General features: G+C 56.9%; 24 protein-coding genes. 8 read left to right on the top strand and 16 right to left on the bottom strand.

Translation table 11 applies throughout. From position 1 onward, the window contains the following. Positions 1-8 precede the first annotated feature (8 nt). The 10 genes from WG219_13710 to metG all read right to left on the bottom strand — a co-directional run bounded on the left by WG219_13710 (position 9) and on the right by metG (position 10,128). Positions 9-188, bottom strand: a complete 180-nt coding sequence (locus tag WG219_13710) for a hypothetical protein (GenBank protein WXL24381.1) — start codon at positions 186-188, stop codon at positions 9-11. Between the two features lie 106 nt (positions 189-294). Then, positions 295-933, bottom strand: coding sequence for an endonuclease III (nth, locus tag WG219_13705; GenBank protein ID WXL24380.1), 639 nt, complete (start codon positions 931-933; stop codon positions 295-297). Then, entirely contained in the window at positions 930-1,640 is a 711-nt protein-coding gene (locus WG219_13700) for an electron transport complex subunit E (protein WXL24379.1), read from the bottom strand. Before WG219_13700 ends, nth begins: the two co-directional genes overlap by 4 nt. Further along, positions 1,633-2,274 (bottom strand): electron transport complex subunit RsxG, encoded by a 642-nt coding sequence (rsxG, locus tag WG219_13695; protein WXL24378.1) that lies wholly within the window; start codon positions 2,272-2,274, stop codon positions 1,633-1,635. The genes WG219_13700 and rsxG overlap by 8 nt, the downstream gene beginning before the upstream one ends. A gap of 2 nt (positions 2,275-2,276) precedes the next feature. Then, entirely contained in the window at positions 2,277-3,308 is a 1,032-nt protein-coding gene (locus WG219_13690; GenBank protein ID WXL24377.1) for an RnfABCDGE type electron transport complex subunit D, read from the bottom strand. Between the two features lie 28 nt (positions 3,309-3,336). Further along, on the bottom strand, positions 3,337-6,036 hold the full coding sequence (rsxC, locus tag WG219_13685; protein WXL24376.1) for an electron transport complex subunit RsxC: 2,700 nt from the start codon (positions 6,034-6,036) through the stop codon (positions 3,337-3,339). Beyond that, complete coding sequence (gene rsxB, locus WG219_13680) at positions 6,033-6,608, bottom strand: electron transport complex subunit RsxB (GenBank protein WXL24375.1); 576 nt, start codon at positions 6,606-6,608, stop codon at positions 6,033-6,035. The genes rsxC and rsxB overlap by 4 nt, the downstream gene beginning before the upstream one ends. Next, on the bottom strand, positions 6,605-7,189 hold the full coding sequence (gene rsxA / locus WG219_13675) for an electron transport complex subunit RsxA (protein ID WXL24374.1): 585 nt from the start codon (positions 7,187-7,189) through the stop codon (positions 6,605-6,607). The genes rsxB and rsxA overlap by 4 nt, the downstream gene beginning before the upstream one ends. A 121-nt stretch (positions 7,190-7,310) precedes the next feature. After that, positions 7,311-8,075: a DUF4349 domain-containing protein gene (locus WG219_13670; protein WXL24373.1), complete on the bottom strand. Its 765-nt coding sequence runs from the start codon at positions 8,073-8,075 to the stop codon at positions 7,311-7,313. A gap of 16 nt (positions 8,076-8,091) precedes the next feature. Then, on the bottom strand, positions 8,092-10,128 hold the full coding sequence (gene metG / locus WG219_13665) for a methionine--tRNA ligase (protein WXL24372.1): 2,037 nt from the start codon (positions 10,126-10,128) through the stop codon (positions 8,092-8,094). 196 nt (positions 10,129-10,324) lie between these two features. Between metG and apbC the strand changes: the two genes are divergently transcribed. Continuing rightward, the gene (gene apbC, locus WG219_13660) at positions 10,325-11,413 is read left to right on the top strand and encodes an iron-sulfur cluster carrier protein ApbC (GenBank protein WXL24371.1); all 1,089 of its coding nucleotides are present in this window, start codon (positions 10,325-10,327) and stop codon (positions 11,411-11,413) included. Positions 11,414-11,447: 34 nt separating this feature from the next. Here the strand turns inward: apbC and WG219_13655 are convergent, their stop codons facing one another. Continuing rightward, complete coding sequence (locus WG219_13655) at positions 11,448-11,891, bottom strand: bacteriohemerythrin (protein WXL24370.1); 444 nt, start codon at positions 11,889-11,891, stop codon at positions 11,448-11,450. A gap of 185 nt (positions 11,892-12,076) precedes the next feature. Continuing rightward, positions 12,077-12,286, bottom strand: coding sequence for a cold-shock protein (locus WG219_13650; GenBank protein ID WXL24369.1), 210 nt, complete (start codon positions 12,284-12,286; stop codon positions 12,077-12,079). A gap of 325 nt (positions 12,287-12,611) precedes the next feature. Here WG219_13650 and dcd point away from each other — a divergent pair, with 325 nt between their 5' ends. Further along, the gene (dcd, locus tag WG219_13645) at positions 12,612-13,178 is read left to right on the top strand and encodes a dCTP deaminase (GenBank protein WXL24368.1); all 567 of its coding nucleotides are present in this window, start codon (positions 12,612-12,614) and stop codon (positions 13,176-13,178) included. Between the two features lie 61 nt (positions 13,179-13,239). Here the strand turns inward: dcd and nadE are convergent, their stop codons facing one another. Further along, complete coding sequence (gene nadE, locus WG219_13640; protein ID WXL24367.1) at positions 13,240-14,067, bottom strand: ammonia-dependent NAD(+) synthetase; 828 nt, start codon at positions 14,065-14,067, stop codon at positions 13,240-13,242. Positions 14,068-14,324: 257 nt separating this feature from the next. Between nadE and WG219_13635 the strand changes: the two genes are divergently transcribed. The 4 genes from WG219_13635 (at position 14,325) to WG219_13620 (ending at position 17,865) form a co-directional block, all read left to right on the top strand. Further along, positions 14,325-14,762, top strand: a complete 438-nt coding sequence (locus WG219_13635) for a S24 family peptidase (protein WXL24366.1) — start codon at positions 14,325-14,327, stop codon at positions 14,760-14,762. After that, positions 14,755-16,029, top strand: a complete 1,275-nt coding sequence (umuC, locus tag WG219_13630; protein WXL24365.1) for a translesion error-prone DNA polymerase V subunit UmuC — start codon at positions 14,755-14,757, stop codon at positions 16,027-16,029. The genes WG219_13635 and umuC overlap by 8 nt, the downstream gene beginning before the upstream one ends. Positions 16,030-16,135: 106 nt before the next feature. Beyond that, positions 16,136-17,197, top strand: coding sequence for a DNA polymerase IV (gene dinB / locus WG219_13625; GenBank protein WXL24364.1), 1,062 nt, complete (start codon positions 16,136-16,138; stop codon positions 17,195-17,197). A 26-nt stretch (positions 17,198-17,223) separates the two neighbouring features. Continuing rightward, the gene (locus tag WG219_13620) at positions 17,224-17,865 is read left to right on the top strand and encodes a YdcF family protein (protein ID WXL24363.1); all 642 of its coding nucleotides are present in this window, start codon (positions 17,224-17,226) and stop codon (positions 17,863-17,865) included. 61 nt (positions 17,866-17,926) lie between these two features. On the opposite strand, the gene rhlB is transcribed toward WG219_13620, so the two are convergent. The 3 genes from rhlB to WG219_13605 all read right to left on the bottom strand — a co-directional run bounded on the left by rhlB (position 17,927) and on the right by WG219_13605 (position 21,349). Beyond that, positions 17,927-19,366, bottom strand: a complete 1,440-nt coding sequence (rhlB, locus tag WG219_13615; protein WXL24362.1) for an ATP-dependent RNA helicase RhlB — start codon at positions 19,364-19,366, stop codon at positions 17,927-17,929. A 161-nt stretch (positions 19,367-19,527) separates the two neighbouring features. After that, complete coding sequence (locus WG219_13610; GenBank protein ID WXL24361.1) at positions 19,528-20,463, bottom strand: GGDEF domain-containing protein; 936 nt, start codon at positions 20,461-20,463, stop codon at positions 19,528-19,530. A 226-nt stretch (positions 20,464-20,689) separates the two neighbouring features. Then, the gene (locus tag WG219_13605; protein WXL24360.1) at positions 20,690-21,349 is read right to left on the bottom strand and encodes an alpha/beta fold hydrolase; all 660 of its coding nucleotides are present in this window, start codon (positions 21,347-21,349) and stop codon (positions 20,690-20,692) included. Between the two features lie 439 nt (positions 21,350-21,788). On the opposite strand from WG219_13605, the gene WG219_13600 reads away from it, so the two are divergent. Together WG219_13600 and WG219_13595 are read left to right on the top strand one after the other, a co-directional pair. Then, positions 21,789-22,817 (top strand): amino acid ABC transporter substrate-binding protein, encoded by a 1,029-nt coding sequence (locus WG219_13600; GenBank protein ID WXL24359.1) that lies wholly within the window; start codon positions 21,789-21,791, stop codon positions 22,815-22,817. Between the two features lie 100 nt (positions 22,818-22,917). Beyond that, positions 22,918-24,102 carry an amino acid ABC transporter permease gene (locus WG219_13595; GenBank protein ID WXL24358.1) on the top strand — a complete coding sequence of 395 codons (1,185 nt, stop codon included), beginning with the start codon at positions 22,918-22,920 and terminating at the stop codon, positions 24,100-24,102. Positions 24,103-24,105 lie beyond the last annotated feature (3 nt).

Here is a 24,105-nt window from a genome sequence, read left to right as displayed (position 1 = left end):
TGTGCCAATCAGATATCGAAATCGTATTCGGCTAATTGTTTATTGAGGCGACGCTCTTCAAGGAAGTTGTCGATGATGCGGCGTTTGGTCAGGTTGGTTTTAGCAACCTCAATTGGCGCATCCGCCTCATCGGCGTCATCTGAAACAAAGTCTTCGTCTAATTCGAGGTCTTCTTTATCCGTGGTCATCTGTCTCACTCCAGGCTGTCAGGCCATTTGCCGACCTTATAGCGACAAAAGATGAGTGGGTAAAAAAGATTTTTTCAATCAGGGCGATTAAAAATCTTCGGATTAATCAATCGTCAGATGTTTTCTGTTTGTATTCACAAAGATCTTCGATGATGCAACTTCCGCAGCGGGGCTTGCGTGCCTGGCATACATAGCGTCCGTGCAGGATCAGCCAGTGGTGTGAATCCAGCAGAAATTCCTTGGGTACAAACTTCAGCAGCTTCTTTTCGACCTCAAGTACGTTCTTGCCAGGCGCAATGCCGGTGCGGTTGCTGACACGGAAGATGTGGGTGTCCACCGCCATTGCCACTTGTCTGAACGCTGTGTTGAGCACCACGTTGGCGGTTTTGCGGCCGACGCCTGGCAGGGCTTCCAGCTCTTCCCGTGTTTGCGGGACCTCACCGCCGTGGCGCTCCAGCAGCAGACGGCAGGTTTCGATGACGTTCTTAGCCTTGCTGTTGTACAGGCCGATGGTCTTGATGTATTCACTCAGGCCTTCAACGCCCAAGTCGTAAATCGCTTGTGGGGTGTTGGCTACCGGGAACAGTTTGGCGGTGGCCTTGTTGACGCTGACGTCGGTGGCCTGGGCAGAGAGGGTGACGGCAATCAGCAGCTCAAATGGATTGCTGTATTCCAGCTCGGTCTTCGGCTCAGGGTTTTCAGCATGCAGGCGGCGGAAGATTTCCAGGCGTTTGGCGGCGTTCACTCAATGACTCCGGTCACACGTACACGGCGGCTGGCAGCAGGTGCTTGTGGGGCAGCGGCCAGTTTGGCTTTGGCTTCGAGGTGTTCATCAATGCGGTTTTTCGCAGCCACCAGCAAGCCCAGCACCAGAAACGCACCCGGCGGCAGAATCGCCAGCAGGAAGCCTTTGTAGTCTTCAACAAAGGTGATTTGCCAGTTGGCGGCAATCGGCCCGAACAGCAGCTGCATATTGGCAAACAGCGCACCGGTGCCCAGTAGCTCACGTACAGCACCGATCACAACCATAACCAGCCCAAAGCCAATTCCCATCATCAGGCCGTCAAAGCTTGCGTGGCTGACTTTATTTTTCGCGGCGAAGGCTTCGGCGCGACCGAGGATGATGCAGTTGGTGGTGATCAGTGGGATAAAGATGCCCAGGATCTGGTACAGCTCGTAGGTGAAAGCCTGCATCAACAGCTCGGTGCAGGTGGTCAACGCGGCGATGATCATCACAAACGCCGGCAGGCGCACAGCATCGGTCACCGCATTGCGGATCAGTGAGACGGCGGCGTTAGAGCAGGCTAAAACCAGTGCTGTGGCCAAGCCCATGCCCAATGCGTTTACGACTGAGTTACTGACACCCAGCAGCGGGCACAGGCCGAGTAGTTGCACCAGCCCTGGGTTGTTCTTCCACAAGCTGTTGCTGACGATTTCGCGGTAACTAGCCATTGTTCGGCTCCAGCGGCTTGAGCAGGGTTTCGCGGTTAGCGTCGAAGTACTGCAGGGCTTTATGTACAGCTTTGACCACGGCGCGAGGCGTGATGGTCGCCCCGGCAAACTGGTCGAATTCGCCACCGTCTTTCTTCACCGCCCAGCCGGTTTCGTCTGGGTTGTGCAGAGACTTACCGACAAAACTGTTGATCCATTGATCTTTAGCCAGTTCGATTTTGTCCCCGAGGCCCGGTGTTTCCTTATGGTTGATTACGCGAACGCCCGCTAAGCGACCATCGGCAAAAATCCCGATTAGCAGGCTGATGCTGCCGCTGTAGCCGTCCGGCGCATTGGCTTGCAGGATGACGGCGGCGGGTTCGCCTTTGAGGGTGGCGAGGTAAGCCGGAGTCGCTGTTTTGTTGCCCAACAGCGGATCATTCACCTCACGCACCGAGTCGAGCAGGTGATTGTCGAAAGAACCAGCAGGCAGAATTTGCGCCAGCGCTTGAACCTTGGCCTCCCGTTGAGCGGTCTCAATGCGCTCGGTGGTGCCGACTTGGGTGATGGCGACGATACCGACCGTGAGGACGGCAAAGGCACCGAGCACCAGGCTGTTTTTCAGCATCGAACGGCTGATTTCAGGCAGGGCCATGGTTAATCCCCCAGCTTGAAGCCGCGAGTCGGCTTACTGTGGCCGTAACTGCGCGGCCGGGTGTAGTAGTCGATGGTGGGGGCGCAGAGGTTCATCAGCAACACGGCAAACGCTACGCCGTCCGGGTAGCCGCCCCAGGCACGGATTACATAGACCAGCACACCAACGCCGATGCCGAAGATCAGGCGGCCGAGATTGCTGGTTGCGCCACTGACCGGGTCAGTGACGATAAAGAACGCACCCAGCATGGTTGCGCCAGTCAACAGGTGAAACAGCGGCGAGCCGTTCGAATCTGATCCAGATCCGTTCCAGAACAGCAGGCTCATGACGGCCAGTGCCGCCAGCATGCCGACCGGGGCGTGCCAGGTGAACAGGCGCTTGTGCAGCAGGTACAGGCCGCCTAGTAGGAAGGCCAGGTTGACGATTTCTACGGCGTTACCACCGAAGTGACCGAATGCAGGGTTCTGTGTCCACAGCTCATCGACGGTCAGGCTCTTGTTGGTTTTCAGCACATCCAGTGCAGTGGCCTGCGCCCAGCCATCTGGCAAGGCGGCGATGCCGAGAATCTGCTGTAGGCCTTCGGACATGCCGACGCTGTGTGGAGCAGGCCAGCTGGTCATTTCAACTGGGAAGGAAATCAGCACCACCACATAGCCGAGCATGGCCGGGTTAAACGGATTTTGACCCAGGCCACCGTAGAGCTGCTTACCGAAAACGACAGCAAAGCCCGTGGCGACTAAGGTCAGCCACCAAGGTGAGTAGGGCGGCAGTGCTAGTGCCAGCAGCACGGCGGTGACGATGACGCTGTAGTCCTTGAGGAAGAACAGCGCCGGGCGTTTGCGCAGGCGCAGGATGGCTGCCTCAAAGCCCAGCGCGAAGATGCTAGCCAGCAGCAGATTGATCAGGGTACCAATGCCGAACAGCCAGGTCAGGGCGATGATTGCCGGCACAGTGGCCAGCAGCACCTGCAGCATGACTTGCTGTGTGCGGTTTTTGCCCTTGGCGTGGGGCGATGTGATGCGGGGCAGGGCCATGGATGCTCCGGTTCTGACACAGGCCGCCTTAAAGGCTGCCTGTGTGCTCCTGTAGTTTGCGTTCGGCTTCGTTCAGACGCGCCCGGGCCGCCTCAAGGGCATCCGCCGGGCTACTCCCTTCGCGTTCAAGTTTGCGCAGGTCGGCGCGGGCGAAGGCCACTTCGGTCTTTAGCGCACGGGTGGTTTCGTCGATCGGCTTTTTGTCTGTACGCACCAGTTCGGGGGCTGGTTTGCCCGAGGCCTCTTCTGCGGCGTGCAGGGCTTGTTCAGCCTCCGCCAGCGACTGTTGTAGTGGTGCTAGGGTGGCTTCATCGGCACCGGCTTTTTCCGCCTTCTTCAACTCGGCGCGGCGCATCGCCAGCTCGACTTTAGCTTTCTTCAGATTGCTTTCGCCTTCTGTGGGCTGAGGCTTCTCGGCTGCTGGGGCTTGGTTTTGCAAATCGGCCAGCCGTTTCTCCGCAGCCTCTAACTGGCTGCGTAGCTGTTGCAGTTCTGCTTGCTGCTCAGGCGTTGGCTCCTCGACTTTCTCCAGCTTGCGCAGTTGGGCCTTGAGCATGGCAGCGTCGATCTTGGCTTTCTTGAGCTCGGCATCATCGGCAGCCGGGGCGGCCTTGGTCGTTGCAGGAGCTTGTTTTTGTAGGCTGGCGAGCAGCTTCTCTGCAGTCTCCAGCTGGCTGCGCAGTTGTTGCAGCTCAGCTTGTTGCTCGGCGCTAGGCTCTTCGACCTTCTCCAGCTTGCGCAGTTGGGCCTTGAGCATGGCAGCGTCGATCTTGGCTTTCTTCAGCTCGGCATCATCGGCAGCTGGTGCGGCCTTGGTCGTTGCAGGCGCTTGTGTTTGCAGGCTGGCGAGCAGCTTTTCTGCAGCCTCCAGCTGGCTGCGCAGTTGTTGCAGTTCGGCCTGCTGTTCAGCGGTTGGTTCCTCGACTTTCTCCAGCTTACGCACTTGGGCGCGCAGCATGGCGGCGTCGATTTTGGCCTTTTTCAGGTCGGCATCATCCGCTGCTGGGGCGGCAGCCGGTGCTGCTGGGGTGCTGGCCATTGCCGCATCCAGCGCCTTTTGCGCAGCGGCAGCGGCCTGACGCAAGGCTTCGACCTGAGCCTGCAACTCTGGTGTGTCATGGGCGGCCAATTGCTTCTCGGCCTTTTTCAGGGCGACCTGAGCCATGCTGGCTTCGATCTTGAGTTTCTTCTGTTCTTCACTCAGGCCCGGTTTGGCAGGCGCGGCTGCGGCTTCAGGGGCTGCCGGGGTTTGCGCTTGGGCAGCTTTGGCAGCAGCAGCGCGGGCGGCACGGGCCTGGCGATCAGCTTCTTTCTGCTCTTCTGCGCGGCGCAGACGCTCCTGGCGCAGCTCGAAGCGCTGTTTGGAGTGTTCGGCCTTGAGTTGTTTCTGTTCCAGTTCGCGGATTTCTGCCTTGGCCACGCGGTAGTACTGCACCAGCGGGATGCTGGACGGGCAGACATAGGCGCAGGCGCCACATTCGATGCAGTCGAACAGGTTGTGGGCCTTAAGCTGTTCGTGCTCTTGGCCGATGGCGAAAAAGTGCAGCTGTTGCGGCAGCAGGCTGGCCGGGCAGGCTTCGGCGCATTCACCACAGCGGATGCAGGGCATCGCCGGAGGTGGTGGTGGCAGTTCCTCAGCGGTGCTGGCTAGCAGGCAGTTGGTGGTCTTAATCACCGGCACGCGGGTGTCGGTGAGGGTAAAGCCCATCATCGGGCCGCCCATGATCAGACGGTTCAGCTTGTTTTCATTCAGCCCCGCAAATTGCAGCAGTTCGCTCACCGGTGTGCCCAGCAATACCTCAACGTTCATCGGGCGCTCTAGCGCTTCGCCGGTCAGGGTGGTGATGCGTGAAATCAGCGGTTTACCGTGGATCACGGCATCATGCACAGCCACACAGGTGCCGACGTTCTGACAAAGCATGCCGATATCGGCGGGCAGGCCTCCGGATGGAACTTCAACACCGGTCAGGATCTGGATCAGCTGCTTCTCACCGCCTGACGGGTATTTGGTCGGGAAGACTTTGATCGCATAGCTGCGCTCGCCCATGGCTGCACGGATGGCGCTGATAGCTTCGGGTTTGTTGTCCTCAATGCCGATCAGCACCTGTTCGGGCTGGATCAGATGCGCAAGGATATCGACCCCGGACAGCAACTCGGCGGCGCGCTCGCGCATCAGCACATCATCGGCGGTGATGTACGGTTCGCACTCAGTACCGTTGATGATCAGGGTGTGAATCTTTTGGGTTGGCCGTGCGTTGAGCTTTACCGCTGTGGGGAAGCCTGCACCGCCCATGCCACTTATGCCAGCCTGGCGAATGCGCTCCAGCAGTTCAGCAGGCTCAAGGGCGCGATAGTCCGGGCACGGACTCAGCTCAGTCCATTCATCCAGGCCGTCAGCGTCGATAACAATCGCGCTGGTGAGCATGCCGGAGGCGTGAGGGTAGGGTTGCGGCCCGATAAAGGATACGGTGCCGGAAGTCGGTGCGTGCAGCGCAGCACTGACAAAACCGTTGGCGCGGGCAATCTGCTGGCCTTTAAGTACGCGCTCACCTACTGCTACAACAGGCTCGGCTGGGGCGCCAATATGTTGGTTCAGTGGCAGCGTCAGGCGTTTGGCCTGTGGCGCAGGCTGGATCGGCATGCGGTTGGACAGCTCTTTGCGTTCTTCCGGGTGAATGCCGCCGGGAATGTCCCAGATTCGTGTGTTGGGCGTGCTCATGGCGGTCATGCTGCCTGCTCCCGGTCGCTGGCGATCAGTTGCCCGGCGGGCAGGGGTTTATCCCATTTCCAGCTTTGAACGCTGGAGGGCACTTCGAGCATGTCGATGCAATCCACCGGGCACGGCTCGACACACAGGTCGCAGCCAGTGCATTCGCTGGCAATGACGGTATGCATCTGCTTAGCCGCGCCGACAATGGCATCCACCGGGCAGGCTTGAATGCATTTGGTGCAGCCGATGCATTCCGCCTCGCGGATATAGGCGACCATTTGCGGTTTTTCGCCTTCCACGGCATCCAGCGGCTCCGGCTCTACATCGAGCAGATCGGCCAGGGCCTGAATCGTTGCTTCGCCACCCGGCGGGCACTTGTTGATTTTGTCGCCACCGGCAATCGCTTCGGCGTACGGCTTGCAGCCAGGGTAGCCGCATTGGCCGCACTGAGTCTGTGGCAGCAGGGCGTTGATCTGCTCGGCAATCGGGTTGCCTTCAACGCGGAAACGTACGGCGGCAAAGCCTAGAATGGCGCCTGCTACCAGGCACAGCGCCAGTAGCGCGAGAACGGCGATCAGCACCACAGTCATAGCTTGATCAATCCGGTAAAGCCCATAAACGCCAGTGACATCAGGCCTGCGGTGATCATGCCGATGGCCGCGCCTTGGAACGGTTTGGGCACGTCAGCAATGGCGATGCGCTCACGCATGGCGGCAAACAGCACCAAAACCAACGAGAAACCAAGGCCCGCAGCGAAGCCGTTTGCAGTGGCGGTGACAAAAGTGAACTCAGCCTTGTTGGCGTTCAGCAGGGCTACGCCAAGCACAATGCAGTTGGTGGTGATCAGCGGCAGGAAGATGCCGAGCACGCGGTAGAGCAGGGGGCTGGTCTTGTTCACCACCATTTCGGTGAACTGCACCACCACGGCAATCACCAGAATAAAGCTGATGGTGCGCAGGTATTCGATGTCCAGTGGCTGCAGAATGTACTTCTGCACCAGATAGCTGCACATAGCGGCCAGCGTCAGGACGAAGGTGGTGGCCAGAGAGAGGCCGATGGCGGTTTCGATTTTCTTCGAAACACCCATGAACGGGCACAGGCCAAGGAACTGGACCAACACAAAGTTGTTGACCAGGATGGCGCTGACCATGATTAAGGCGAGTTCGGTCATTGGGCTGCCGTAGCGTGCAAAAGGCCATAGGAAAAGGGCGCCTATTATCGGGAAGCAGCCTAGACCATACAAGCCGGATGCGGCGAATTGCCTGAAGTCGGACTCACACCGCTGCTGTCTGTCAGCGGTTGCTGAGGTGTCTCCACAGCTTGCGCAGTGCGAGTGCCAGGGGGAACAGCACTATGAGGAAGGGTAGGCTATAGCCGATAAACTCGATTAAGTTGGCGGTACCTTCGGCCAGATTATCGGTCAGGCGTGAGAACGCCTCGCCGATACGGCCAAGTGGTGAGCTTGCGTAAGGGCTGCTGAAATTCAGGGTCAGCAGGTTGGTGTCCAAGCGCCGCTGTTGTTGGGCGGCCTCTTGAGCAATGGCTTGCAGCTGCACATCTAGGGCGGCTTGCTCGCGAGCCAGAGTCAGCAGGTCGGAGACGGACAGGTCGTTACGTTTCTCGAACTGTTGCAGGGTTTCTTGCTGGCGCAATAACTGCTCGTGCTGGCGGCGGTTGTCGCCTACGGCCTGGGCCAGATCTTCAGCACGGGTAGTGCGATTGACCAGCTTCCCACCTTCGCTGGCCAGAGAAGTAATGGCTTCGACACCTTCCGGCACGATGCGCAGGGTTAGCTCACCATAAGGCCCATTGCTGTTTTGCTGTGCAGCGATCAGGCTGCAGCGGCCGAAGCGCGTGCTCAGGCAGGCTTCGCGGGTGGCCGCGAAGCGTTCAGCAATCTGTTCGGCGGGCAGCTCAATGCCAACATGGTGCTCATAAGCCAGGTAGCTGCCGGTCTGGTTGCGTTCACCCTGAAGGGCGCCGCCGAGCGATGTGCCTGACTGTTCGGAACAGCCTGTCAGTACGCTCAGCAGCGCTACAACCATCCATGGTTTCATCCTGCCTCCTGCGGGATTACTTAACGCGCTGACCCGGTTTGGCGCCGCTGTCTGGGCTCAGCAGGTAGATTTCTTCGCCGCCTGGGCCTGCGGCCAGCACCATGCCTTCGGATACGCCGAACTTCATCTTGCGCGCAGCCAGGTTGGCGACGTACAGGGTCAGGCGTCCTTCCAGCCTGCTTGGGTCCGGGTAGGCACTCTTGATGCCGCTGAACACGTTGCGCTTCTCATCGCCGATATCCAGCGTCAGGCGCAGCAGTTTGTCTGCACCTTCCACGAACTCACACTTCTCAATCAGGGCGATACGCAGATCAACCGCTGCAAAGGCGTCGAAGGTGATCTCGGCTGCCAGCGGGTCTTTGACCAGCTCACCGTTGCCTTGTGGCTTCGGCGCTTCTGCAGCGAGGTCTTCTTTACTGGCTTCAACCATGGCGTCTACCTTGGCAGGTTCAATACGGGTCATCAGCGGGGTAAAGGCGTTCAGCTGGTGGTTGTACAGGCCTTTATCGAGGTCTGCCCAAGTCAGCGGTGCCACATTGAGGAATTCCTCGGCGGCTTTGCTCAGCACTGGCAGGACCGGTTTGAGCATGATCACCAACTGGCGGAACAGGTTGACGCCTGCGGTGCAGATTTCCTGCACTTCAGCTTGTTTGCCTTCGACCTTGTTCAGCGCCCATGGGGCTTTATCAGCGATCCAGGCGTTGGCCAGGTCGGCGAGGGCCATGATTTCACGCATGGCGCGGGCGAAATCGCGCTTCTCATAGGCGTCAGTGATGCTTGGTACGGCATCGCTGAAGGCTTTGCTCAGCTCAGGTGCTGCATCTGTCGCAGCCGTCACGCCGCCATTGCCTTTATGGATGAAACCGGCGCAGCGGCTGGCGATGTTGACGACTTTGCCGACCAGATCAGAGTTGACCTTCTGCACGAAGTCTTCGAGGTTCAGGTCCAGGTCATCCACACCACGGCCCAGCTTGCTGGCGTAGTAGTAACGCAGGTATTCCGGATTCAGATGATCCAGGTAGGTGCGGGCCTTGATAAAGGTGCCGCGGGATTTGGACATCTTCTGGCCGTTGACGGTCAGGTAACCGTGCACGTTCAGTGCAGTTGGCTTGCGGTAGCCTGCGCCTTCCAGCATGGCAGGCCAGAACAGGGCGTGGAAGTTGACGATGTCTTTACCGATAAAGTGGTACAGCTCGGCGCTGGAGTCTTTTTTCCAGTACTCGTCGAAGTCCAGCTCTGGGCGGCGGGCGCACAGGTTTTTGAAGCTGGCCATGTAGCCAACCGGCGCATCCAACCAGACGTAGAAGTATTTGCCCGGCTCATCCGGGATTTCGAAGCCGAAGTAGGGCGCGTCGCGGGAGATGTCCCACTCTTGCAGCCCGCTGTCCAGCCATTCGGCAATCTTGTTGGCGACGGCGTCTTGTAGAGCACCGCTGCGGGTCCATTGCTTCAGCATGGCCTCAAAGTCAGGCAGCTTGAAGAAGAAGTGCTTGGAGTCGCGCAGTTCCGGTACCGCGCCGGAAATGGCCGAGCGTGGATTCTTCAGCTCGGTCGGTTCGTAGGTAGCACCGCATTTTTCGCAGTTGTCGCCGTACTGATCGTCAGTGCCGCATTTCGGGCAAGTGCCTTTGATGAAGCGGTCAGCCAGGAACATGCCCTTTTCAGGGTCAAAGTACTGGGTGACGGAGCGGGTGGCGATGTGGCCGTTGTCGCGCAGGGCCAGGTAGATCGCCGTGGACAGCTCGCGGTTTTCTTCGCAGTGGGTGGAGTGGAAATTGTCAAAATCCACCAGGAAGTCTGCGAAGTCGGCGCTGTGCTCAGCCTGTACGTTGGCAATCAACTGCTCTGGGGTAATGCCTTCTTTCTCGGCGCGCAGCATGATGGCGGAGCCGTGGGCGTCGTCGGCACAGACATAGGTGCAGGTATTGCCGCGCAACTTCTGGAAGCGCACCCACATATCGGTTTGCACATACTCCAGCATATGGCCGAGGTGAATCGAACCGTTGGCATAGGGCAGGGCGCTGGTAACAAGAATTTTGCGGGCTTCAGTCATGGGAGTCGGCTGCACTGGTAACTCAGGAAGCCGATAACTATATAGGGGCGGAGGATTTTTTTCACCTTTGGGCAGATGAAGGCGATTGGGCCGAGGGTTCAATTCTGTTCATCTGCGAACGTATGCCGTATACGCCTGTCTAGCTAGCGGTGAGGTACTATATCCACCTGATTTGCTCAGCCTTTCGGAGTTATCCATGAGTGTTGTTACCCGCGCTGCCATTGAAGCTGCCTTGTCCCAGTACACCGATCCCCATTTGAATCAGGACCCGGTTAGCGCCGGTTGTCTGCGTGAAGTCGACATTCAGGGCGGGGCGGTCAAGGTTCGCCTGGTTTTGGGGTATGCCGCAGGTCTGTTTAAAAACGGTTGGGCGCAAATGCTGCAAATGGCACTGGAAAACCTCGACGGCGTTGAGCGTGCCGAGGTGCAGATCGAGTGTGAAATCGAGGCGCACAAAGCACAGGATCAAGTCCCGGCACTGAACAACGTGAAAAACGTGATTGCGGTTGCCTCGGGCAAAGGCGGCGTAGGTAAGTCCACCACAGCGGCCAATTTGGCGCTGGCACTGGCCCGTGAAGGGGCTCGGGTGGGTATTTTGGATGCGGATATCTATGGTCCTAGTCAAGGCATCATGTTCGGCATCCCGGAAGGCACCCGACCACAGGTCAAAGACCAGAAGTGGTTTGTACCGCTCAAAGCCCATGGTGTTGAGGTGATGTCCATGGCCTTCCTGACCGATGACAACACGCCGGTGGTCTGGCGCGGGCCGATGGTTTCTGGTGCTCTGATCCAACTGATCACACAGACGGCCTGGGATAATCTGGATTACTTGGTGGTGGACATGCCGCCGGGTACCGGTGATATCCAACTGACTCTGGCGCAAAAGGTGCCGGTAGCTGGGGCGGTGATTGTTACAACCCCGCAGGATCTGGCGCTGTTGGATGCGAAGAAAGGCGTGGAAATGTTCCGTAAGGTGAACATTCCAGTGCTGGGCGTGGTGGAAAACATGGCCGTGCACATCTGCTCCAATTGTGGCCATGCCGAGCACCTGTTCGGTGAAGGGGGCGGACAGAAGCTGGCATCGCAGTTTGGTGTCGACCTACTGGCCTCGCTGCCTCTGTCTATGGCGATTCGCATGCAGTCTGATGGCGGTAAGCCAACGACGATCGCTGATCCTGAAAGCCAGATAGCCATGATTTATCAGGAAACAGCGCGCACAGTGGGGGCGCGTATTGCTCAGGCTGGGACGGTGGGTATGCCGAGCTTCTCAGTCAGTGACGACTGATCATCCTGCCCGGCAGGTTGTTATGAGTCGGGCTTTATTTGAAAAACTTGCCCAGCATGCGTGAGACGAGTCCTTTATCCAGGCTCTTCCTCACGTAGGGCGAGTAGTGTTTGTCTTCGTGCTTGATGTGGTTGATCAGCCATAGACCGATGTCGGTTCGCATTTCCCGGGCAATCTTGAGTTTGTCTGCGCCGCTGTCGATTCGCTGCAAGTAGCCCTGTGTGCGTTGCTTGAAGGCCTCGTGTACCCGATGGTGCCCCTCCAGCATCGGGTAACCCGCTTGCTCCATCAAGGACTCTTCAAACGAGTTATGTGACACCGCGTAGTCAATCAAGCCACGGCATAGCTGTTCAACCGACGCAGTATCTTCGGCTGCAATGCATTGCTCAATGTCCTGAAAGTACGTGAAGAGACGCTGGTGCTGGCTGTCAATTATGTCGATACCGGTAGCAAAATCGTCGGACCAAACAATACTCATCCCCATGGTCTAGCCTCTGCGTTTTTATGGTTATACGGTGAGCAGCTATGGCACTGGCGGCCATTCGAAGGCTAGGGTAGTTGTCGGACAATCTGCATTTATTGATCTGGATCAGTATCCGGCGGGCGTTTTTCAGACACAAAAAAACCCGCCGAAGCGGGTTTTTTTAAGCGAGTAAGCGCAGGTTAGATAACCTGAACTTCTTCAGCTTGCATGCCTTTCTGGCCGCGGGTAGCGACGAAAGAAACTTGCTGACCTTCTTTCAGGCTCTTGAAGCCATCGCTCTGGATAGCTTTGAAGTGAACGAAGAGGTCGTCACCGGATTGCGGAGTGATGAAGCCGTAGCCTTTCTCATCGTTGAACCACTTAACGGTGCCAGTTTGACGATTGGACATGTGAATGTCTCCTAATAAAAAGTAAATACAGCCCTGGAAAAGCCCAGGCCGGGACTGAGTGCAACGAGTACTAGGAGTCGGACGATGTTTGATCGAAATCTAGGCATCAAGCAGCGATTCGTGGTGACACATGCAGCACAGTTCGTCCACCATACTCGTTTTTATGATGAAGCGCGAATGCTCTGTGCATCTTTCTGATATTTATCAATAGTTAGCTTGCTGGCTATTTCACGCAAAGCGATGGAAACTGACCTTTGAACACGGTCGCCAGCCCCGGTAAGATGCCTGCACTTTTCACCTTTGCCTTATTAGCAGGACACATGCCATGAGCATCAAATCGGATAAGTGGATTCGCCGCATGGCTCTTGAGCACGGCATGATCGAGCCCTTTGTAGAGCGCCAGGTGCGTACCGAGGGGAGTGAGCGTCTAATCTCCTACGGCGTCTCCAGCTACGGCTACGATGTGCGTTGCGCCGATGAATTTAAAGTTTTCACCAACATCAACTCGGCCACGGTTGACCCGAAGAATTTCGACGAGAAGAGTTTTGTCGATGTCAAAAGCGACGTCTGCATTATTCCGCCGAACTCTTTCGCGTTGGCGCGTACTGTTGAGTTTTTCCGCATTCCTCGTGATGTGTTGACGATTTGCCTGGGCAAAAGCACCTACGCGCGCTGCGGCATTATCGTCAACGTCACTCCGCTTGAGCCGGAGTGGGAAGGCCATGTGACGCTTGAGTTCTCCAACACCACCACGCTGCCTGCGAAAATCTATGCCAACGAGGGCGTGGCGCAGATGCTGTTCCTGCAATCCGATGAGGCTTGCGAAGTGTCCTATAAGGACCGTGGTGGTAAGTATCAGGGCCAGCTGGGTGTAACCCTTCCGCGTGCCTGATCAGTGCTGATACGAAAAAGCCGGGTTATTACCCGGCTTTTTGTTGTCTCGAATTTAGCCATTAAGGCGCAAATGGCATCACGCGCTTGTGCTGGCTGTTGTCATAGGTGCGTACGATGATGGCGTAGGCCTCATCGCTGACCGGCTTACCGTGCAGGAAGGCGTCGATTTCTTCGTAGGTCACGCCATGGGATTCTTCATCTGGTTTGCCGGGGCGTAGTTCTTCAAGATCAGCTGTCGGGACTTTGAACACTAGATCGTCCGGTGCGCCCAGATGCTTGGCAATGGCACGGACTTGGTTTTTTACCAGACCGGATAGCGGGGCCAGGTCGCAGGCGCCGTCACCGAACTTTGTGAAAAAGCCCATCACGGCTTCGGCTGCGTGGTCGGTGCCAATTACCAGCCCGTTATTGGCATTGGCAATGGTGAACTGCGCCACCATGCGGATACGGGCTTTGACGTTGCCCAGGACAAAATCACGGCGAGCGGCGGGCAGTTTGTCCAGATCGCTGACTTGTTTGGCCAGACCCAGCACGCTGTCGGCAATATTGACGGTGCTTTCTTCGTCAGCGCGGATAAAGCGCAGGGAGGCTTGAGCATCGTGCTCATCGTGCTGGACGCCATGGGGCAGGCGCACGGCAATAAAACGGTAGGCGTCATCGCCTGTCTCGGCACGCAGTTCCTCAACGCAGATCTGTGCCAGGCGCCCGGCGGTCAGAGAGTCGACGCCACCGCTGATACCGAGTACCAGTACCTTAAGGCCCGCGTTCTTAAGGCAGTTTTTGATAAAGGTTTTGCGCAGCTCGATTTGTGCAATCAATGCAGCTTGATCAGCGAAAGGCGGCACCACATTCAGGGCGGCTGCGATTTCGGCTTGGCGGTTGCTCATTACAAAGTCCTCGGAAAACAGAACACCTGAGCGCTGAAAAGGAGGCTCAGGACAGCATTAGGCAGGCGCTATACAGCTTACGTTGAATGGGGTGGTTATGCACCTTGCTGAAACTGTTCTGAGCCGGTTGTAGGAGCCTGTACTGAGGTAGCTTTTGTGCGCTCCTGTAAGGCGGGAGCCGACCGCTAGACATTGACGAACGTCCCATTTAAATAATACTGTTTATATATACAGTATTACCAGATGAGCACTATCCCTTGGCTGGCATCACGCTACTTGGTCAGGTCGCGTCCGGCGGCACTGAGCTTTCCTTCTTTCTTCCCAGTGTTCCTGCCGGGTTTCCCAGCCCGGCACAGGATCACTTGGAACAGCGTATTTCTCTGGATGAGGTATTTGGCCTGCACCGGCCGCAAATATTTTTGGCGCGTGTAGAGGGTTGTAGCCTACAAGGGTTGGGCATCCTCGATGGCGATTTGGTGTTGATCGATAAGTCTCTCAAAGCCCGGCGAGGCGATGTGGTGATTGCCTGCGTAAATGGTGAGCCAATGCTGAAAATGCTGGATGGAGACCAGCATCAGGTCATTTTGCTTTCTGCCAATCCAACGTATCCGCCGCGCTATGTGTTGGAGTCAGAGGACTTCACCATCTGGGGCGTATACATCGGCTTGTGTCGGCAGGGGCGTAACAGTGTCTGAGCGTGTTTTTGCCCTGATCGACTGCAATTCGTTTTATTGCAGTTGCGAACGTTTATTCCGGCCAGAACTCATGCGTAAACCTGTGGTGGTGCTCTCCAATAACGACGGCTGTGTGGTGAGTCGTACGGCAGAAGCCAAAGCGCTGGGTATCCCTATGGGGGCACCGTGGTTTCAGATACGTAAAGCCTATGAGGCGGCCGGAGGTGTGGCATTCAGCTCCAACTATGCCCTTTATGGCGATATGAGCGAGCGTGTGATGACCCTTTTAGAGGGGCTGGTGCCGCACCTCGAGGTGTACAGCATTGATGAGGCCTTTGCTGATCTGACCGGTGTTGGGGGCGATCTTGAGGCGCTTGGCCGTGACATTCGGGCGCAGATTTTGAGTTGTACCGGGCTGCCTACAGGGGTGGGTATCGCCAGCACGAAAACCTTGGCCAAATTGGCCAACTACGCCGCTAAGCGCTGGCAGCGCCAGACGGGAGGTGTTGTCGATATTCGTGATCCGTTGCGCTGCAGCAAACTTTTGGCGGCGACGCCGGTCGGCGAGGTGTGGGGCGTTGGTCGGCGGTTAAGCCAGCGACTGCAGGCAATGGGTATATCTACGGCAGCTGATTTGGCAGCGGCAGATGCCCGCACGCTGCGTAAACAGTTCTCTGTAGTATTGGAAAAGACGGCGCGGGAGCTGCGTGGCACGTCTTGTCTGGAATTGGATGGCGCGCCACCGGCCAAACAGGAAATCTGTTGCAGCCGCATGTTTGGCCAGCGCCAGTACGAACTGGCGCCTATCCGTGAGGCTGTCGCCAGTTATGCAGAGCGTGCCAGTGAAAAACTGCGCGCTCAGAACTCCTTGTGTAAAAAGGTGAGGGTGAGTATACGCACGGGTATGCACAATCCTGATGAAGCCAAATTGGCTCAGGGAATGCTGTGTGAACTGCCATATCCTACCAACGATACCCGACTGATTAGCGCAGCGGCGTTGCGCGGGCTGGAGGCCATTTATCGCCCCGGCTATGCCTATTCCAAAGCGATGGTACTGCTAATGGATATTTGCCAACGGGGCGAATACACCGATGATCTGTTCGCGGCTACCCAGCCTGCCAGCTCAGAACGGGTGATGGCTGTGCTGGACTCCATCAACGGTCGCTGGGGACGGGGGACACTACGACCGGCTGCGGTACCAGCCCAGCCGCGCTGGGGAATGCGTCGGGAGATGATGAGCCAGAGCTACACCACGAAACTGGAGCAGATATGGCGAGTGGGCGCGTAAAGTCTCGTGCTGCGGTGGGCGTTTTGCTCAGGTCTGTAGAGGATGCTGGTAAAGTCTGTGTCCGGATTACCTGCCACGACCACCCGGCTGACTGACTTCATCCCGTATGAGCCAACGCAAGATCATCCACGTTGACTGTGATTGCTTTTACGCAGCGATCGAGATGCGTGACGACCCGAATCTGGCCAATAAGCCGATTGCGGTGGGCGGTTCGGCGGATCGGCGGGGGGTGATTGCGACCTGTAACTATGAGGCGCGGGCGTATGGTGTGCGTTCGGCAATGGCTTCGGCGCAGGCGTTGAAGTTGTGTCCTGATTTGCTGATCGTGAAGCCGAGAATGGAGGTGTATCGCGCTGTATCGCGGGAGATTCATGCCATTTTTCGCGAGTTCACCGATCAAATCGAACCGCTGTCGTTGGATGAGGCCTATTTGGATGTCAGCGATTGTCCGCAGTTCTCAGGCAGCGCCACGCGTATTGCCCAAGAAATTCGTCGCAAGGTCTGGCAGACGCTAAACATCACGGTGTCTGCTGGCGTAGCGCCGAACAAGTTTATTGCCAAAATCGCCAGTGACTGGCGCAAGCCCAACGGCTTGTTTGTGGTTACGCCGGATCAGGTGGAAGATTTTGTCGCGGCGTTACCGGTCAACAAGTTGCATGGCGTTGGCAAGGTTACGGCAGACAAGCTCGGGCGCCTGGGTATCCGTACATGCAGCGATTTGCGTGAGTGGAACAAGCTGGCGTTGGTCAAAGAGTTCGGCAGCTTTGGTGAGCGCCTGTGGGCGCTGGCGCGGGGCATTGATAACCGCCCAGTGGAGAATGATAGCCGCCGCCAGTCCGTCAGCGTGGAAAACACCTTTGACGCTGACTTGCCGGACCTAGAGGCTTGTCTGAATGAGTTGCCCGATTTGCTTGAGCAACTCAAGACACGTCTGGACCGACTGGACGCCAGCTACCGGCCGGATAAACCGTTCGTCAAAGTGAAGTTTCACGATTTTACCCAGACCACGCTGGAGCAAAGCGGCGCCGGGCGGGACTTGGAGAGCTACCGGCGTTTGCTGGCCAGCGCCTTTGCCCGGGGTAATAAGCCTGTGCGCTTGCTGGGAGTGGGCGTACGCTTGCATGACTTACGCGGCAAGCTGGTGCAGCTGGAGTTATTTGAAGGCTGACCGGCATCTCAGGGAGGAGAGCGGTTATGACCCCGACATTGCGACACGCTCAGGTGCTATGGGACTTTTTATCGGCAGGGCGTGGTCATGCTGAGTGTGAGCTTCTGATTGTTTGTGGCAGTTATGACTTGCGGGTTTGCGACTATGCCTGTGAGTTGCTGGACCAGGGCGTGGCCGAGCACATCGTGTTTTCAGGTAATACCGGCAACTGGACGCGGCATTTGTGGGAACGCCCCGAAGCTGAGATTTTCGCTGAGCGCGCTATGGCGCTTGGCGTTAGGCCAGAGCAATTCAGTCTGGAAGCCCGCTCGACCAATTTTGCAGAAAATATTGCCTTTACCCGCGAGCTGTTTCCGCACGTTCGCCGCGCCACCTTTCTGACCAAGCCAAATTCGATCCGCCGGGTGAAACTGACGCTGCCAATCCGTTGGCCGGAATTGACTGCATGGGTGGATGCACCGGGGTATCGCTTTCCCGATGGCGTTGCCAATGTGGTCGGCTTGTTTGGGCTGATTGCGGAGATGGTTGGCGATGTACAGCGCATCAAGCTGTATCCGCAGGCTGGCTTTCAGGTGGCTCAGGAGCTGCCGGAGGCGGTCGAGCAGGCCTGGCAGTTTCTGGTGGAGCAGGGCTTCGATCATCACAAAATTCGGACCCAGCGGGATTAGGTGTATTTGCAGCAGGCACAAAAAAGGCGAAGCATGAGCTTCGCCTTTTTTATTCCACCGATCAGTGCTTGCGGGGGACCGCTTTGAGCAGTTCGTCTGGCGGCATTTCGCAGGCGATCTTGCGACCCAACAGCTCTTCAATGGCTGGCAGGGCGTAGGCGTCGTCTTCACCGGCGAAGCTGATCGACGTGCCGCTGGTACCGGCACGGCCGGTACGGCCGATACGGTGCACGTAGTCGTCCGGGGTTTCCGGCAGGGTGAAGTTGATCACGTGGCTGATGCCGTCGATATGAATGCCACGACCGGCAACATCGGTGGCTACCAACACGCGGATTTTGCCTTCACGGAAGCCTTCCAGCACCTTGATCCGCTTGTGCTGCGGCACGTCGCCGGACATTTGTGCAGCGCTGACGCCATCACGGGTCAGGCGCTCCTCAATGCGGCGTACTTCGTCCTTGCGGTTGGCAAAGACCATCACCCGACTCCAGTCATTCTGGGTGATCAGGTTGTACAGCAGCTTGTACTTGTCGCTACCGGCGACCGCGTAGACGTGTTGTTCAACGGTGTCGCTGGCGACGTTTTCCGGTTCGATCTCAACAATGGCCGGGTTGGTCGTCCACTGCTTGGCCAGGTTCATCACGTCTTCAGTGAAGGTGGCGGAGAACAGCAGCGTCTGGCGCTCACCCTTCATCGGCGTTTGGCGGATGATCTGGCGCACTTGCGGGATAAAGCCCATGTCGAGCATGCGGTCGGCTTCGTCCAGCACCATCACTTCGACCATGTCCAGGTGCACTTCACCACGCTGGTTAAAGTCCAGCAGGCGGCCTGGGGTGGCCACGAGAATGTCGCAGTAGCGTGACTCCAGCTGTTTGAGCTGCTTGTCGAAGTCCATGCCACCGACAAAGCTCATGACGTTCAGACCACAGTATTTAGTCAGGGCTTGGGCGTCTTTGGCGATTTGTACTACTAGCTCGCGGGTCGGCGCGATGATCAGCGCACGGGGCTCGCCCATGTAGCGCTCTTTTGGCGGCGGCGTTTGCAGCAGCTGGGTGATAGTGGAAATCAGGAAAGCAGCGGTTTTGCCGGTGCCGGTTTGCGCGCGGCCAATTGCATCGCGACCACTCAGGGTAAAGCCCAGTACTTGTGCCTGAATCGGCGTGCAGTATGGGAAGCCCAGGTCGTGGATCGCATGCATCAACTCAGGGGAGAGCTTGAAGTCGTGGAAGCGGGTTTTGCCTTCAGCAGGCTCTACGGCGAAGTCTTCCAGCTTCCAGGTGTCGACTGGTTTGGCAGGACGTTCGCGTTGGGGGCGCTCCTGTTTGCCTTTGTTCGGCGTAGCTTTGCCAGTGGCTGCTTGGCCACGAGGTTTGGCGGAGCGGCTGGATTTTTCCGCTTTAGGCTCTTCTTTGACGTGTTTGGCGCTGGGCGCTACAGGTTGACCAGCAGGGTTGGGCGTTTGGTTTTCGGTCTTGCCGAAAATCTTTTTAAGTGCTTTGAGCACGGCCATCTCGTCAATTGGTTAAGGAATGTACGGGCCACAGTGTAAAGCATGAAGCGGCCATGGCGAAGCATTGTGCCGGTTCTTGAAATATTTGCGCAGTTAAATGGAGATTTATGCTGATGTTTAAGGTGGTGGCGCAATGCCTTTATTGTTGGATGCGATCAGCAAAATAGGCAGTTGCGACCGAATTGCTTGGCTTTATATAGCGCTTTATCGGCTCGGGCGATAAGGGTAAGCAAGGTGTCGCGGTATTGCATTTGAGCGATACCGATTGAGATGGTCACTCCTGGGAGTGCGCCGACAGGTGAGTGGAACTGCTCGATTTGCTCAATGGCAATGCGCATACGTTCGCCAATATGGCGGGCCTCGTTAAGAGAAGCAGGCATGAGGATGACAAACTCTTCACCGCCGTATCGAACAAGCGTATCGCCAGGTCTCAGCTGATTTGCCAGAGTCTCGGCGACCAGCGAAAGGGCATAGTCGCCAGCGAGGTGGCCGTGCTGGTCGTTGTAGCTTTTGAAGTGGTCAACATCAAGCATGAGCAGGCATAAGGGGCTTTGATCAAAGGCGCTGCGGGTGCTTTCGCGTTGAAAGATGTGTTCCAGCCAGCGACGGTTATAAATGCCGGTCAGTGCATCGATATTGGCGCTTTGTTCACTGTCGCGGAACATGCGGTTGACTTGCCGGGTGCGGTTGCACAGTAGTGACAGCAGGTTGCACAAAAGCTCGGGTGAGTGCTGGCTGAGGTCGAGGAGCGAGTTGCGATGCAGGCGCAAGACCTGGCAGGGCTTGCTTGCTACAACATAGGCGGTAGGGGGCTGGCAGTCGATAAAACTCAGCTCACCGGTGCAATCGCCTGAGTGCAGACTGTCGACGCAAGGGCTATCTGGGGACTCCAAGTAGATATCTAACTGTCCTTTGATTAACAGGTAGAGGTACTGGTTGCGCTGGAGCGGAGACAGGAGTATTTCGCCGGGCTCCAGGTTGTAAGGACTGAAGGGCTTAAGCGAAGGGCGGAGGCTGCGAATCGGTAGGTTATGAAACAAAGGCAGCTGCCGCAGTTGTCGCAGATTCACCGGCCACGTGGCGCGTTTCATGTCTAAGGTCGTCTGCTCGGAGCCCGTCTGAATTGCGGGTAGGGCGAATTCCGTGGGTTTCAGGAGTTTTAGACCATAGTCCTGTGGGCTGGTGGTGACAATGACCCATGCGCTTTGTGGTCATTTGAGTCTCAGGTTTGTTGAATTGCTCACAGTATTTGACTGGGCAGCCAAGAAATCCCCAGGGTGTATATGGGAACTTTCTTGGCTGCTGACGCTAGGTGATTTAGCCGTTCAGGCGCTGCTCAAGCCATTGGGCGATATCGCGAATTTCTTCATTAACGACTTCATGGCCCATGGGATATTCGTGCCATTGCACGGTGACGCCCGCACTCACCAGAAAATCATGAGCAGCACGGCCCATGGCGGGCAGAACAATATCGTCATAGACGCCGTGCAAACACAGAACAGGGAGACTCAGTTTGCTTTCAGGCAGTTTGACGGCCTCGGTAAAGGTCGGAGCGTAGGTCGATAAAGCCATAACCCCGCCGAGCGCGAACTGCCAGCGCAGGAATGCGGTATGCAGGACCACGGCACCGCCCTGAGAGAAGCCCGCCAGGATGATCCGCGACGGATCAATACCACTGTCCCGCTGCTGTTCAATCAGTTGAATGATCTGTTGGGCAGAGGCCTCCAGCTGAGCGTGGTCGATGGCTCGGGCCGGGCTCATGGCGAGGATGTCGTACCAGCTTGGCATGGCATAGCCGCCGTTGATGGTTACTGGCTGTGTGGGCGCTTGGGGCAACACGAAGCGGGTGCTGGGCAAACGCTGTTGCAGGAGTTGGGCAACAGGCTGGAAGTCGTAGCAATCAGCGCCTAGGCCGTGCAGCCAGATGACACAGGCGTCGGCATCGCGGTTTGGGTGCAGGATCAACGGTTCGGTCATGGAAGGCTCCGCTTTAGTGCAGACGCGTAGGCTTGGTGCGCCTGAGGGGGATTTTGTTAAGGAAAACCAAGTGGCGAATTTTCCAACATATTCAGGGATTTGTCGCCGTGCGTGGAGCTTCGGGTAAAGACCACGGGAGCTGGTACGCGCTTTGCTGGAAGCAACAGGCTCTTAGGTGTTGCCACGTGCGAGGGCTGAGTTCTCAAGTGTGCAGTGCTGAGCTGCATTTCAGTGCGAATCATGTGATGCAGTTGGTGTTTTTAACCTATTAGGACGGAGTTCAGGAGGGTTGGGGGAGGGTTTATGGCTGATGGGGGAAACCACAACTAGACTCGAGGCAGGTCTTACCTTTGGCAATGACGGAGCGACATGCCAACCCTAAATAGGGAGGAGGTGAAACCAAGACTCCAATCAAAACAAAAGCAACTGGAGATTCAATATGAAGCGGGTGAAATCAACATTAGCCGTACTGTGCGCCGCAGCTGTTCTAGGCGCGAGCTCGTTTGTTCATGCAGGCGCAACGCTGGACGCTATTCAGAAGAAAGGATTCGTTCAATGCGGTATCAGTGACGGTCTTCCGGGATTCTCATATGCAGATGGCAAGGGCAACTATGTGGGGATTGATGTTGATGTGTGCCGCGCTGTTGCGGCAGCCGTATTCGGTGATGCAAAAAAGGTTAAGTACAGCCCGCTGACGGCCAAAGAGCGGTTTACGGCGCTGCAATCGGGTGAGGTGGATGTTCTGTCACGTAACACCACCTGGACCAGCTCCCGCGATGCAGGATTGGGCCTGAACTTCGCCGGTGTGACCTACTACGACGGCCAGGGTTTTCTGGTTAACAAAAAGTTGGGGGTAGCCAGCGCAAAAGAACTTGATGGCGCCACAGTATGTATTCAAGCCGGTACAACGACTGAGCTGAATTTGTCCGATTATTTCCGCGCTAACGGCCTCAAATACACGCCTATCACCTATGACACTTCCGATGAAAGCGCCAAATCAGTAGAGGCCGGGCGTTGTGACGTGCTGACTTCCGATCAGTCACAGCTTTACGCGCAGCGTATTAAGTTGGCTGATCCTGATTCTTATGTGGTGTTGCCTGAGGTGATCTCTAAAGAGCCGCTGGGGCCAGTCGTGCGTCAGGGGGATGAGGAGTGGTTCGATATTGTGCGCTGGTCGTTGTTTGCTTTGCTCAATGCTGAGGAACTGGGAGTGACATCAGCCAATGTCGAGGAGTTGGCTAAAACCACCAAGAACCCGGATATCGCGCGTTTGCTGGGGGCTGAAGGAGAGTTTGGCAAGGATCTCAAGTTGCCTAAAGACTGGGCGGTGCAGATCGTCAAGCAGGTGGGTAATTACGGTGAAGTGTTTGAGCGCAACGTCGGTGCGGGGAGTGAGCTGAAGATCGAGCGCGGCCTCAATGCGCTGTGGAACAAGGGCGGTCTGCAATACGCACCACCCGTGCGCTGACCCTTGGGTGCCGGTAGCTATAGGGACTGCCGGCATTGATCCACTGTACGTGTGCAATGCCGGAGTTATCTGGCGTTGCCGCTACTCTGTGAGGCCTTTTATGCATATACGAGCAGAGGTCCCGCGTCCACGAGGTTCTTTCTGGACTGATCCAGTGCTGCGGGCCTGGGCATTTCAGATTATTGCGGTGGTGGCGGTTGTTGCGCTGGGTTGGTTTTTGTTTGAGAACACGCAGGCGAATTTGGCCAAGCGTGGAATCACGTCGGGATTTGCTTTCCTGGATAACAGCGCGGGGTTTGGTATTGCCCAGCACCTGATCCCGTATCAGGAAAGCAATACCTACGGCCGTGTGTTTTGGGTCGGTCTGCTCAATACGTTGCTGGTGTCGGTAATCGGTATCGTACTGGCAACGCTGTTGGGCTTTGTTATTGGCGTGGCCCGGCTTTCGCCTAATTGGCTGGTGAGCAGGCTGGCCGCTGTCTATATAGAAATTTTCCGCAATATCCCGCCGCTGCTGCAGATATTCTTCTGGTACTTCGCGGTAATGCTGGCGTTGCCTGGGCCGCGCCAGAGTTTGAATGTGGCTGACAGCTTCTTTCTTAATAGTCGTGGCCTGTATCTGCCTGCTCCGATTGTCGCGCAGGGGGGCTCAGTATTTTTCGTCGCGTTGATTCTGGCGGTTGTCGGGGGGCTGTGGCTGCTGCGTTGGAGTCGCAAGCATTTTGAGCAAACCGGCCAGACGTTCCCGGTAGCGCTGGGATGGCTGGTGTTGCTGGTGGGCTTGCCAGGGCTGACTGTTCTGCTGACAGGTAGCCCGGTTAGCTGGAGTGTGCCGGAGCTGGCTGGTTTTAACTTTCGCGGCGGTTGGGTGTTTATCCCAGAGCTATTGGCGCTGACCTTGGCGCTAACGGTGTATACCGCCGCTTTTATTGCGGAGAACGTGCGCTCGGGTATCAAAGCCGTTAGCCAGGGCCAGACCGAGGCGGCTCTTTCTTTGGGCTTGCCGCCAGCGAAAACCCTGCGGCTGGTGATTATTCCCCAAGCCATGCGGGTGATTATTCCGCCACTGACCAGCCAGTACCTCAATCTGGTGAAAAACTCCTCGTTGGCAGCCGGTATCGGCTATCCAGACATGGTCTCGCTGTTTGCCGGTACGGTGCTGAACCAGACCGGACAGGCAATTGAGGTCATTGCCATCACCATGAGCGTGTACCTGGCTATCAGCATCAGCATTTCCCTGTTGATGAATGGGTACAACCGGCGCATGGCGCTGATTGAGCGATAGGGG

Origin of the sequence: Pseudomonas mendocina (genome assembly GCA_037482215.1) — a bacterium.
Classification (GTDB): domain Bacteria; phylum Pseudomonadota; class Gammaproteobacteria; order Pseudomonadales; family Pseudomonadaceae; genus Aquipseudomonas; species Aquipseudomonas mendocina_E.
The sequence above is the reverse complement of the archived record's forward strand: the minus strand, read 5'-3'. Positions and strand labels throughout refer to the sequence as shown.

Bases quoted from the DNA above. Each gene is read 5' to 3' on its own strand.
- WG219_13650 (WXL24369.1), bottom strand. From the start codon at position 12,286: ATGTCCAATCGTCAAACTGGCACCGTTAAGTGGTTCAACGATGAGAAA.
- rsxC (WXL24376.1), bottom strand. From the start codon at position 6,036: ATGACCGCCATGAGCACGCCCAACACACGAATCTGGGACATTCCCGGC.
- metG (WXL24372.1), bottom strand. From the start codon at position 10,128: ATGACTGAAGCCCGCAAAATTCTTGTTACCAGCGCCCTGCCCTATGCC.
- rsxG (WXL24378.1), bottom strand. From the start codon at position 2,274: ATGGCCCTGCCTGAAATCAGCCGTTCGATGCTGAAAAACAGCCTGGTG.
- rsxB (WXL24375.1), bottom strand. From the start codon at position 6,608: ATGACTGTGGTGCTGATCGCCGTTCTCGCGCTACTGGCGCTGTGCCTG.
- WG219_13595 (WXL24358.1), top strand. From the start codon at position 22,918: ATGCATATACGAGCAGAGGTCCCGCGTCCACGAGGTTCTTTCTGGACT.
- WG219_13620 (WXL24363.1), top strand. From the start codon at position 17,224: ATGACCCCGACATTGCGACACGCTCAGGTGCTATGGGACTTTTTATCG.
- WG219_13710 (WXL24381.1), bottom strand. From the start codon at position 188: ATGACCACGGATAAAGAAGACCTCGAATTAGACGAAGACTTTGTTTCA.
- WG219_13610 (WXL24361.1), bottom strand. From the start codon at position 20,463: ATGAAACGCGCCACGTGGCCGGTGAATCTGCGACAACTGCGGCAGCTG.
- dcd (WXL24368.1), top strand. From the start codon at position 12,612: ATGAGCATCAAATCGGATAAGTGGATTCGCCGCATGGCTCTTGAGCAC.
- WG219_13700 (WXL24379.1), bottom strand. From the start codon at position 1,640: ATGGCTAGTTACCGCGAAATCGTCAGCAACAGCTTGTGGAAGAACAAC.
- WG219_13690 (WXL24377.1), bottom strand. From the start codon at position 3,308: ATGGCCCTGCCCCGCATCACATCGCCCCACGCCAAGGGCAAAAACCGC.
- WG219_13600 (WXL24359.1), top strand. From the start codon at position 21,789: ATGAAGCGGGTGAAATCAACATTAGCCGTACTGTGCGCCGCAGCTGTT.
- nadE (WXL24367.1), bottom strand. From the start codon at position 14,067: ATGAGCAACCGCCAAGCCGAAATCGCAGCCGCCCTGAATGTGGTGCCG.
- rsxA (WXL24374.1), bottom strand. From the start codon at position 7,189: ATGACCGAACTCGCCTTAATCATGGTCAGCGCCATCCTGGTCAACAAC.
- apbC (WXL24371.1), top strand. From the start codon at position 10,325: ATGAGTGTTGTTACCCGCGCTGCCATTGAAGCTGCCTTGTCCCAGTAC.
- WG219_13605 (WXL24360.1), bottom strand. From the start codon at position 21,349: ATGACCGAACCGTTGATCCTGCACCCAAACCGCGATGCCGACGCCTGT.
- dinB (WXL24364.1), top strand. From the start codon at position 16,136: ATGAGCCAACGCAAGATCATCCACGTTGACTGTGATTGCTTTTACGCA.
- WG219_13655 (WXL24370.1), bottom strand. From the start codon at position 11,891: ATGAGTATTGTTTGGTCCGACGATTTTGCTACCGGTATCGACATAATT.
- WG219_13670 (WXL24373.1), bottom strand. From the start codon at position 8,075: ATGAAACCATGGATGGTTGTAGCGCTGCTGAGCGTACTGACAGGCTGT.